The following is a 9,907-nucleotide window of genomic DNA, read 5'->3' as shown; positions in this document are numbered from 1 at the left end:
CGAGTCATTGCAGATTGGATTGGTTTCTACAACCACCGGCGCCCACATCAGGCACTGGGGATGAAAACACCTGCTGAGGCCTACGCATTAGCAGCATGACCTGTGCAGTTTCCGCTGGGTCAATACAGACCTTCATGCAACTTACACGGTGTCTTGCAGTTCCTTCAAAGCTTGCAAAGCCAGTTCGTCTGCGCGAACGTGGTATCCGTGCGTTTGGAAAAGTGTTTTTGCTTCATCTGCTTGTTCAACCAGCTGGCGTATAGCTGCTCCAGCGGATTTGGGATCTGCAAAGCCGGAACTCAATAGCAATTCTTCGCCAGCGGACGAGACGAGTTTGAAATAAAAAAGACCGTCCTTTTCACGAAATTGCTTGAAACTAGGGAGTTTGCTTTTCTCTGTTTTTTGTCTGTTACTGCTGGCGACGGACAAGCGACGCAGACCGACTGCGTGTCGCAGCGTTTGCATAAATGGCGATGTGATTTGGCGCGCTTTTGCAGCGCCGGCCAATAAGATGGCTTCTACCTTTTCGGGGTGCGCAATGTAGTCTTCATAGGCTGTGCGCATGGGCGCTATTTCTTGGTCTATGCGCTCAAATAGCAACTCCTTTGCTTCTCCCCACGCAATACCCGCGGCATAGTGAGCGCGCAGTGCTTCGGTTTCTTCAGTGCTGGCAAAGGCTTGGTAAATTTGAAACAACGCACTCCCTTCTGGCTCTTTGGGCTCGCCCGGCGCACGCGAGTCGGTTTTGATGGACAAAATCAGCTTGCGCAATTGCTCACGTGGGGCAAACAGGGGGATGGTGTTGTCATAGCTTTTGCTCATCTTGCGTCCATCAAGTCCTGGCAAGGTGGCTACTGCGTCATCGATGACAGCTTGGGGGGGCGTGAAATGCTCACCATACAGGTGGTTAAAGCTGGCCGCCATATCACGAGCCATTTCAATGTGCTGAATCTGATCGCGGCCAACGGGAACTTTGTGGGCATTGAACATCAGAATGTCGGCGCCCATTAGGACGGGGTACATGAAAAGGCCAGCAGTCACGCCGTCATCCAATTCAGTCCCAGCTGCTGCATTCTTGTCAGTTGCGGCTTTGTAGGCGTGTGCACGGTTGAGCAGCCCTTTCCCTGTGACACAGGTCAAGAACCAGCAGAGCTCTTGGATCTCAGGAATGTCAGATTGCCGATAGAAGGTGACATGGGATGGATCCAAGCCTGCGGCCAGCCAGCTAGCCGCAATTTCTAAGGTGCTGCGTTGAATCCGCTCCGGATTATCGATTTTGATCAGCGCGTGGTAGTCGGCCAAAAAGTAAAAGCTCTCGACTCCCGGGGTCAGGCTGGCGCGCACCGCTGGCCGAATAGAGCCCACGTAATTGCCCAAATGGGGCGTGCCAGAAGTCGTAATGCCAGTTAAGAAGCGCGTAGTGGTAGTCATAACAAAAAGCTCAATTCAATAGCACCTGCAATGGGCTTAACAATAGCTGAACCAATGAGAAGGTTATCCCCATGACGGGGCGCATCCACAGCGTACTGAGAATGCCTGCCAGCACCAAGCCCATGACAATGAAGAAGCCCCATGGCTCAATGCGCGACACCCACAGCGCGGCACGCAAGGGCAATAGTCCCACCAAGATACGTCCACCATCCAGCGGTGGCAGCGGAAACAAATTGAAGGCAAATAAAACGATGTTGACCACTAAACCGCCATTGCACATTTTGAGGAAAAACGGCTCTTGCACGCCCACAGCGGGCAACACCATGGCTGCTACCCCCCATAGCCAAGCCATTGCCAAGTTAGCAGCTGGGCCGGCCAACGCAACCCAGATCATGTCGCGCTTGGGGTGGCGCAAATTGCCAAAGCGAACTGGTACGGGCTTGGCGTAACCAAACAGCATATTGCCGCTGGTGGCAAACAGCAGCAGCAGGGGGATGAGAATTGTCCCCACGGGATCTATGTGACGAGCTGGATTGAGCGATAGGCGCCCCAGCTTAGCGGCTGTGTTGTCACCAAAGTAAAGCGCCGCATAGCCATGCGCTGCCTCATGCAGCGTCACGGCAAACAGTACGGGAATGGCATAGACAGCAATGGTTTGGATGAGATCGGAAATATCCACAGTTTGTCTTTCTTTATGGCAGTCCAAGGCGCTGCAAATCACCAGCCCCTTCGCGCACCACGATAGGCGTGTCACCACTCCAGTCCACGACCGTGGTGGGCTGTAGCGGGCAAGGCCCTGCGTCGACCACGGCAGCCAATTGGTGCTGGAAGCGCTGGCGGATGTCTTGTGCATCGTTGAGTGGATCGGTCTCACCTTTTGCTATCAAAGTAGTAGCTAGAAGAGCAGATCCATGTAGCTCTAGCAGCTGATTGAGGACCTTGTGTTCGGGAACCCGCAGACCAATGGTTTTGCGTGAAGGATGGCTAACTCTGCGGGGAACTTCCTTGCTGGCGGGCAAGATGAAGGTGTACGCACCCGGAGTGCAGGACTTGAGCAGTCGGTACTGCCGGTTGTCAACACGCGCGAAATGGGCAAGCTCACTGAGATCACGGCACAGCAGGGTCAGGTGGTGCTTCTCATCCACCCCTCGAATGCCGCGCATTGCATCGGCTGCGGCTTTGTCGTCCAAGTGGCATACCAATGCATAGCTGGAGTCCGTGGGCACCGCCAAAACACCACCTTGCATCAGCAAAGTAACAGCCTGCTTGAGTAAGCGTGGCTGGGGATTATCAGGATGAATGTCAAATAGCTGCGCCATGGGTTCAGGGGCGTCTATGGCTAATGCACGATGCGGTTGGACAGTGCATCCCAGACTGGGGTGAGCCTGCCGGACAAGTAGGGCAGGGTTCCGAGTTCGGTGTGGCTTTCATCGGGACTATGGAAGTCGCTCCCACGAGAGGCGAGTAGACCAAATTCGAGCGCCATGTCGGCGTAGGTCACGTACTCATCGGTGGTGTGGCTGCCAGTCACCACCTCCACTCCACGACCTCCCAGTGCTTTGAACTCTGTGAACAACGCAAATTCTTCGTTGGCGGTGAATCCGTAGCGCCCTGGATGGGCAATCACCGCCATACCACCAGCGACATGGATCCACTGCACAGCATCACGCAAGGTGGCCCACTGGTGGGGAACAAAGCCCGGTTTCCCTTCCGTCAGGTAACGGCGAAAGACCTCGTGCGTGTCTTGGCAAATGCCGCGCTCGACCAAAAATCGGGCGAAATGCGTGCGCGAGATCAAATCTGGGTTGCCAACAAATTGCAGCGCACCTTCGTAGGCACCTTGAATGCCCACTTTGGCTAAGCCGGCGGCCATTTCTTGCGCCCGCGCTGCACGGCCGCCGCGGGTGTTGGCCAAGCCTTGTACCAAGAGTGGGTGGGTGTCATCAAAACCCAAGCCAACGATATGCACTGTCTTTCGCAGGAAGGTCACCGATACCTCGACCCCCGACAAAAAGGGCAGCTTCAAGTCGCGAGCCGCCTGCCGCGCCCGGGCAATGCCGCCCACTTCGTCGTGGTCGGTCAGTGCCCATAGCTCAACCCCGTTGCGCTGAGCACGTTCGGCCAAGGCCTCGGGGGTGAGCGTGCCATCGGAAATGACCGAATGGCAATGCAAATCTGCGTTCAGCAAGGGATGGGAGGAGCTATTCACGCCACCATTGTAGGTGGCTGCGTGCAACGTCGCTGCTTAGCCTATAAGACCCATGCGCTAAAAGGGGGGCGGCGCTTCAAAAGTCTGCAAAGTACCTGTGTGCGGATGAGGCACTTGCAGGTAGCGCGCATGCAGCAACAAGCGCGGTGCACGCTGCAGCACGGCTGGTGGTGCGTACAAGCTATCGCCCAGCATCGGGTGCCCGAGGGCTTGCATGTGCACCCGCAATTGGTGCGTGCGCCCCGTAAAGGGCTCAAGCTCCACGCGGCTGGCCTCCAAGGCCGCCACATGGCCCAAGCAGCGCCAGCGGGTCAGGGCGTGCTGGCCATGCACTGCATCAATGATGCGGCGAGGTCGGTTGGGCCAATCCACCACGATGGGTAAATCAATCTCCTGCCAAGTTTCCTCAACGGGCAAGATGCCATCGACCAACGCTTCGTAGCGCTTGTCCACCAAGCGTTTTTCAAACGACAGATTGAGTGCGCGCTGTGCCTCTAGCCCCCGGGCCATGATGACAATGCCAGAAGTATCGCGATCCAAGCGGTGCACCACCAATGCATCCGGGTAGCGTGCTTGCACCCGGCTGCTTAGGCAATCTTGCTTGTCTTCTCCACGGCCAGGCACACTGAGTAAGCCAGCTGGCTTACAAACCACCACCAGATGGTCATCGGCATGCAGCCATTGCTCGCCGCCCACCGGGGGGGTGTAGGTGCTGGTTTCGGGGGCCGAGTTATGGTGTGGCATGCTGAATCATCAGTTGCTGCACGGTTTCGCACAGCTCGTTCACGTCGTTGGGTTTGTAAATCAGGGCATCGGCCCCTTGCTCTCTGGCTCGCCGTTCAATATCAGGGGTCACATAGCCCGAGGCCAAGGCTACGGGCATATCAGGGCGCAATTGCTTGGCTTGGCGTAGCACGTCCAGCCCGCTAAAGCCTGGCATGTTGTAGTCCGTCACCAGCAAGTCCACGCCCTGCGGATTGGCCGCCAATGCTGCCAAGGCCTCGTGCGGATCGGTAAAGGTGGTGACCACAAAGCCTTTGCGAGTGAGCACGCGCACCAGCAAAAAGACCAAGGCTTGGTCGTCGTCCACGTACATCACGCGTTTGCCTTGACCGCGAATGTCCGTCGGCGCCAGCAGGGCTTTGCAGACAGAGGCGGGGGGGCTGATGGCTGGCAGATAGAGGCTAAAGCAACTGCCTTGGCCCATTGTGGAGTTGACATCCACGCAACCGTGGTGTGTCTGCATGATGCCGTGCACCACGGACAACCCCAGCCCCGTGCCTTTGCCCACTTCGCGGGTCGTGAAGAAGGGTTCAAAAATGCGTCGCATGGTGGCCTCATCCATACCGGTGCCTGTATCGTGTACCGAGATGCGCACATAGGGGCCGACTTTGGGGGGCAGACCAAGTCGATCCAAGTCCGATTGCAGCAAGTGGGTCGTGTCCAGTACCACCCGCACCTTTCCCTTGCCCTCTATGGCCAAGATGGCATTGGTGCACAAATTGAGCAAGGCTTGCTCTAGTTGGGTGGCATCGGCCAAGGCCCATGGACTCTCTGTCGGTAGCTGCAATTGAAAGTCCACACCGGGTGGTAGTGTCACTCGCACCAGTCGGGCGGTGTCTTCTACGATTTCGGTGACTTGCGTGGGGGCGCGGCGCGGTGGTTCGTTGCGGCTAAAGGTCAGAATCTGGCGCACCAAGTCGCGCGCTTTGCGACCGGCCTTTTCGATCTCTTGCAGACTGACCAAGGACGCCGCATCAGCGGCCGTGTCTTGCATGGCAAGTTCTACGTTGCCCAAAATCGCACTCAGGATGTTGTTGAAATCGTGCGCAATACCACCAGCCATGGTACCCATGGCCTGCATTTTTTGTGATTCCCGCAGCTGGTTCTCCAGCGTTGCGCGCTGGCGTTCGGCCAGTTTGCGGGCAGTCAAGTCGCGCGCAAAGATGGTGGTTACCGGGCTGTTTTGCTGCAACTGACTGCGCAGCACATTCGTGCCTTGCTCTTGCGAGTGCAGTGGCATGCGTGGGCGGCGACGGCGTTCCATGGAGACGCTGATTTCGACAAAAATTTCTTTGCCTGTGAGCGTCTTGGCTGTGAACTCGCCCAACATGGCTTGGGGCGGCAGACTGCCTGTTTCTAGTTGCTCGGCAACTTCGGGCAAAAAGATGCGCAGTGGGGCCCCGAAGGCATGATCGGCAGGGCATTCGAACAGCGTGGTGGCTGCCGGATTGAAGATGGTGATGCACTGCTTGTCATCAATGCACAAAATGGCATCCAAGGACGAATTGATGATAGCCGCCATGCGGTTTTCACTCATCAGCAAGTCTTCATTGCGTTGACGCAATACGGCTGCACTTTCTTGCAGCGCACGCCGCTCAGCCAGCAGAGGCGCTTGGTCGATGACGGCGCAAATGAAGTTGGCCAGTTCGTCGCTGGGGTTTTCGATGCGCGCAATGTGCAAGTCGCCCGTGAAGTGGCCTTGTGCCCCAGAGCGAAATTCCACCTCGTGGACCTCGCTGGTGCCTTCGTTGCGCGCCGCCAAGAAGGCGACAGCCACTTCATCGGCGTGTTCTAGGCCAATGAGCGGCAATATATAGGTCAGTGGCGGGTCTTGCTCGGTGGGCTGGAACAAGCGCAGCGCCATGGCGTTGCTGGCCAGAATCAGCCCTTGCTCATCGACCACCATGAGCGCCAAAGGCACATTGGAAAACAGCGTAGCAAAGCGCTCCGATGCCCCTTCAGCCTCTTGCTGGGAGTAACGCAGCGCTTTGTTTTGGATTTCCAGTTCGGCTTGGTATTTGCGCAAATCCTCGATCATTTGCGCAGGGGCGTAGCCATCAAACAGCATGCTGTCGGTGACATCGGCAGGCGCAGTTCCCGCAGTACCCCATAGCCGCCGCCAGCGCATGCTGGTTAGGCGGTTTTTACGTCGTTTGCTCATGCCATCCTAGGGGTCAACTTAGCGACGCACCACCGCATTGCCTGGTGCGTAGTCGGCCGCTTTGAGAGGGCTGTGTTTTTGGATATAGGCGCGCAGCACATCGGCATCGACAAAGCCAGTATCGCGGTAACTTGGGTGTTGCTGCAGTTTCGGGTAGCCATCGCCACCTTGGGCCATGAAGTTGTTAATGGCCAATTGGTAGCTGGCTTGCAAGTCTAGTGCTTTTCCAGCAATGCGGGCACTTTGCACTTTGCCTGCCTCAATGACCAGTTCTACCCCCGCAAACTGCGGGAAGGCCCCCGATCCGGGCGACATGCGCACGGCAGCATGGAGGTAGTCCAGCAGCTCTTGGCCTGACAGGCGTGCCACACCGATCGTGTTGCCAAAGGGGTGCACGGTCAGTACGTGGCGGTAGGTGAGCTGACCGGCAGGCAAAGAGTCGCGCACACCCCCGGAGTTGACGATGGCCAAGTCGGCTCCCGTTTTCTCCATCATGGAGCGAGCAATCAGTACACCCAATGCGGCTGGTTGGTTGCGCACTACCGAGCGATCTCCCTCGATGCGGGCATCGGCGCTGCCTACAGGTTGGGACAGCAAAGCTTGGCCGTGCTCTTGGTAGGGTTTGAGCAAGGCCAGCATGTCGGTGTTTTCTGCAATAGGCGCTGTGTAGGTCTGCAGCTGTGGCTTGCCATCGGCACCCGTCACGCTGCGTTTGAGGTTGATGGGGATAAGCTGGTATTTGACCAGTGTGAATACACCATCGCGGTAGGTGAAGTCAGCGCGCCCCACGTATTTACCCCATTCGTGTGCTTGCACAATCCAAGTGCCATTTTGGCGATCGGGTTGGCAAGGGGTGCCTGGCACGTAGGCGCGGTCCAGCACATTCTCGGCCTTCATGCAGGCTGGGTTTTGCGTGTGTCCTCCCACAATCATGTCCAGCCCCTTGACGGCGCGTGCCAGTTCCACATCGCCTTCTGCTTGGGTGCCATGGTTGCCATTTTCGTAGTGCCCCATGTGGGTAGCTGCGATCACTACATCGGCTTTGGTGCGCAGTTCGGGAACCAAGGCGGCCGCTTCGGCTTGCGGCTTGCGGAACTCGATGCCTTGCACATTTTCGGGGCTGACCATGCGCTGGGTGTCTTCGGTGGTCAAGCCCAATACGGCCACGCGCAGGCCGTCTAGGTTGAACATCTTGTAAGGCGCAAACATGCGTTGCTCACCACGGTAAATGTTGGCCGACAGCATGGGGAAATTGGCCAGTTTGCGCTGCATTTCCAGCACGCTGATGGGCTTGTCAAATTCGTGATTGCCTACGGCCATGGCGTCGTAGCCCAGCAGGTTCATGCCCTTGAAGTCGGGCACTGCATCTTGCATGTCGGATTCAGGTACGCCGGTATTCACATCGCCCCCATCGAGCAGCAGTGTGTAGCCGCCTTGTGCTGCTACTTCCTGGCGAATTTGGTCGATCACCGTTTTGCGGGCTGCCATACCGTATTCGCCATTGCTGTTTTGCCAGAACCGACCATGGTGGTCGTTGGTGTGCAAAATGGTCAGTTGGTAGGTCTTGTGGTGGACGGGTGTCAGTGGGGAGCACGCCACCAAAACAAGGGCTGCTGTCAGGGGGAGTAGGGTGTAGGTGCGCATACTCGGGTTATATCAAACTTACCCCCTTGCGCAGGGGGCTAGCAGAGTGTTTTAGAAAACTGCGACAATCGCTGTCTTTTTCCGAAATTTCTGACCCCCGTTTCGTTTCAGTTGCAACATGACAAGTACGACCAGCTATAAGGTTCGACCCGCTACCCTGCGCGATGCCAAAGCCATCGCCGAATTGCAAAACCAAACCATCCGCGAAGCCTATAAAACCATGCTGGGGGATGCGCCCCTGCCCGTGATGCCACTGGAAAAGCGCCAAGCTTACTGGCGTGAGGCCATTGAGTACGCCGAACCCCAAGTGCAAGTGGCCATTGACGATGACAAGATCGTCGGCTTTGTGGGGTTTGACCGTTCACGCGACAAAGGCACCCCACCCACCATGGGCGAGGTGTGGGCGCTCTACGTCAACCCCAGCCATTGGGACCGTGGCGTTGGTCTGTCTTTGTGGGATGCAGCCCGTGAAGGCCTGCAAGACGAAGGCTGCTCCAACGTCAGCGTGTGGGTTCCTTTGGGCAATGAACGTGCCCTGCGCTTTTTTGAGCTGGCTGGTTTTAAGCGCGAACTCAACTCGGCCAAAACCGTGGCCGTGGGTTTGAGCAAGATCGAAGAAATCCGCCTCAAGCGTTCGCTGAGCTAATCGTCCTGCGCAAGTCGATCAGGCTTCGCCGCCAAAGCGTTGCGCAAGGTTGGCGATGTACTGTTCGATTTGCTTTTCAAATTCGGCCTCAGAAATGGGGCCGATCACATTTTTCATGAGGCTCGGAAAGGGCAGCGTGAAATCCCCTTCCAAGTCCAGCTCCAGTTGCGTGCCAGTGCCTTTGGGACTGACCGTCCAAGTACCTGACACCAAGGCGTTGCCTTCTCCTGCAATGGGCGTCCAGTGCACGGTGCCTTTGTCGGGGTCGGCGTGGTAGGTGCTGGCATACACAGGCTGCAGGCTTGCTGAGGCAATGCCTATGCGCTCTAACACCCAGCGGTAGCGGTTATTGCCCAAGTCTTCCAGTTGGTGCAAGCGTGGAAACAGGCTGGCGCTGGCGGGCACATCGGCCAAGACTTGGAATACTTCATCCGCTGGCGCGCGCACGGTCAATTCGTAACCCAACTCCATATGCAAGGTCATCGCCATGTTGTCTCCTCGTTATAGGGGCTTGTCGGCGCAGGCGTTGCAGCGTCAGTTGCAACAGCTTGGCGTCGGTGCTGGCCCGGTGTCGTACCAGTGCAGTCTCGTGTTGCACTTGTTCTTTGATGCTGTGCCATACAGCGGCTTGCTCTTCCGTGAGCAGTGAGCGCAGGCTCTCCAGTTTGAACCGGGGTTGGGCATTGGCCGCTTCAAACAAGGCATTGAGCCAGCTGTAATCATTGGCCCATGCATCGGTGTACACGGTTTGTCCTGCCAGTACGGTGTTGAGGTGTTGGGCCACTTCCTGCACCGGTTTTCCGCAGCGCTCAATTTGTTCACGGCCTATGCCATGCAGTCCAGCAGCTTGTTTGTCCCATTGTGTCCATTCGGGTTGCGGTGCTATCAGGGTGCAATAGGCGCTGCCATTGGGCAGTACGTATCCCACCTCTATCGGATAACTGCCTTTACCCAAACCAGAAGCTTCAATGTCCAAAATGGTCGGCAGGTCGCTGTGCTGCATGCTAGTCATGTCCATTCTGTAGCAAGCATT

11 protein-coding genes are annotated in these 9,907 nt (G+C 56.9%); 2 read left to right on the top strand and 9 right to left on the bottom strand.

Features of this window, described 5'->3' with window-relative positions; all coding sequences use genetic code 11:
• Window positions 1-6: 6 nt before the first annotated feature.
• On the top strand, window positions 7-99 hold the full coding sequence (locus tag KIK84_RS16945) for an integrase core domain-containing protein (RefSeq protein ID WP_274754630.1): 93 nt from the start codon (window positions 7-9) through the stop codon (window positions 97-99).
• 42 nt (window positions 100-141) lie between these two features.
• On the opposite strand, the gene KIK84_RS14870 is transcribed toward KIK84_RS16945, so the two are convergent.
• Genes KIK84_RS14870 through ushA form a run of 7 tightly spaced genes read right to left on the bottom strand, consistent with a single transcriptional unit; the run spans window position 142 to window position 8,228 of the window.
• Window positions 142-1,431, bottom strand: a complete 1,290-nt coding sequence (locus tag KIK84_RS14870) for a tryptophan--tRNA ligase (protein ID WP_214123871.1) — start codon at window positions 1,429-1,431, stop codon at window positions 142-144.
• Window positions 1,432-1,441: 10 nt separating this feature from the next.
• Window positions 1,442-2,110, bottom strand: coding sequence for a site-2 protease family protein (locus KIK84_RS14865; protein ID WP_214123870.1), 669 nt, complete (start codon window positions 2,108-2,110; stop codon window positions 1,442-1,444).
• Window positions 2,111-2,123: 13 nt separating this feature from the next.
• On the bottom strand, window positions 2,124-2,750 hold the full coding sequence (locus tag KIK84_RS14860; RefSeq protein ID WP_214123869.1) for an L-threonylcarbamoyladenylate synthase: 627 nt from the start codon (window positions 2,748-2,750) through the stop codon (window positions 2,124-2,126).
• 20 nt (window positions 2,751-2,770) lie between these two features.
• Entirely contained in the window at window positions 2,771-3,640 is an 870-nt protein-coding gene (locus KIK84_RS14855; protein WP_349815942.1) for a 3',5'-nucleoside bisphosphate phosphatase, read from the bottom strand.
• A 57-nt stretch (window positions 3,641-3,697) separates the two neighbouring features.
• Window positions 3,698-4,384, bottom strand: coding sequence for an RluA family pseudouridine synthase (locus KIK84_RS14850; RefSeq protein ID WP_214123868.1), 687 nt, complete (start codon window positions 4,382-4,384; stop codon window positions 3,698-3,700).
• Window positions 4,371-6,584, bottom strand: a complete 2,214-nt coding sequence (locus tag KIK84_RS14845; protein WP_250207998.1) for a hybrid sensor histidine kinase/response regulator — start codon at window positions 6,582-6,584, stop codon at window positions 4,371-4,373. Before KIK84_RS14845 ends, KIK84_RS14850 begins: the two co-directional genes overlap by 14 nt.
• Before the next feature lie 18 nt (window positions 6,585-6,602).
• On the bottom strand, window positions 6,603-8,228 hold the full coding sequence (gene ushA / locus KIK84_RS14840) for a bifunctional UDP-sugar hydrolase/5'-nucleotidase UshA (protein ID WP_214123867.1): 1,626 nt from the start codon (window positions 8,226-8,228) through the stop codon (window positions 6,603-6,605).
• Between the two features lie 118 nt (window positions 8,229-8,346).
• On the opposite strand from ushA, the gene KIK84_RS14835 reads away from it, so the two are divergent.
• Window positions 8,347-8,874, top strand: a complete 528-nt coding sequence (locus KIK84_RS14835) for a GNAT family N-acetyltransferase (RefSeq protein WP_214123866.1) — start codon at window positions 8,347-8,349, stop codon at window positions 8,872-8,874.
• Window positions 8,875-8,892: 18 nt separating this feature from the next.
• Here the strand turns inward: KIK84_RS14835 and KIK84_RS14830 are convergent, their stop codons facing one another.
• Together KIK84_RS14830 and KIK84_RS14825 are read right to left on the bottom strand one after the other, a co-directional pair.
• Complete coding sequence (locus tag KIK84_RS14830; protein ID WP_214123865.1) at window positions 8,893-9,363, bottom strand: SRPBCC family protein; 471 nt, start codon at window positions 9,361-9,363, stop codon at window positions 8,893-8,895.
• Entirely contained in the window at window positions 9,302-9,886 is a 585-nt protein-coding gene (locus KIK84_RS14825) for a 3'-5' exonuclease family protein (RefSeq protein ID WP_214123864.1), read from the bottom strand. Before KIK84_RS14825 ends, KIK84_RS14830 begins: the two co-directional genes overlap by 62 nt.
• Between the last annotated feature and the right edge of the window lie 21 nt (window positions 9,887-9,907).

Origin of the sequence: Curvibacter sp. CHRR-16, from assembly GCF_018474005.1 — a bacterium.
Classification (GTDB): Bacteria; Pseudomonadota; Gammaproteobacteria; order Burkholderiales; family Burkholderiaceae_C; genus Allorhodoferax.
This window is presented reverse-complemented; position numbering and strand designations above follow the sequence as displayed.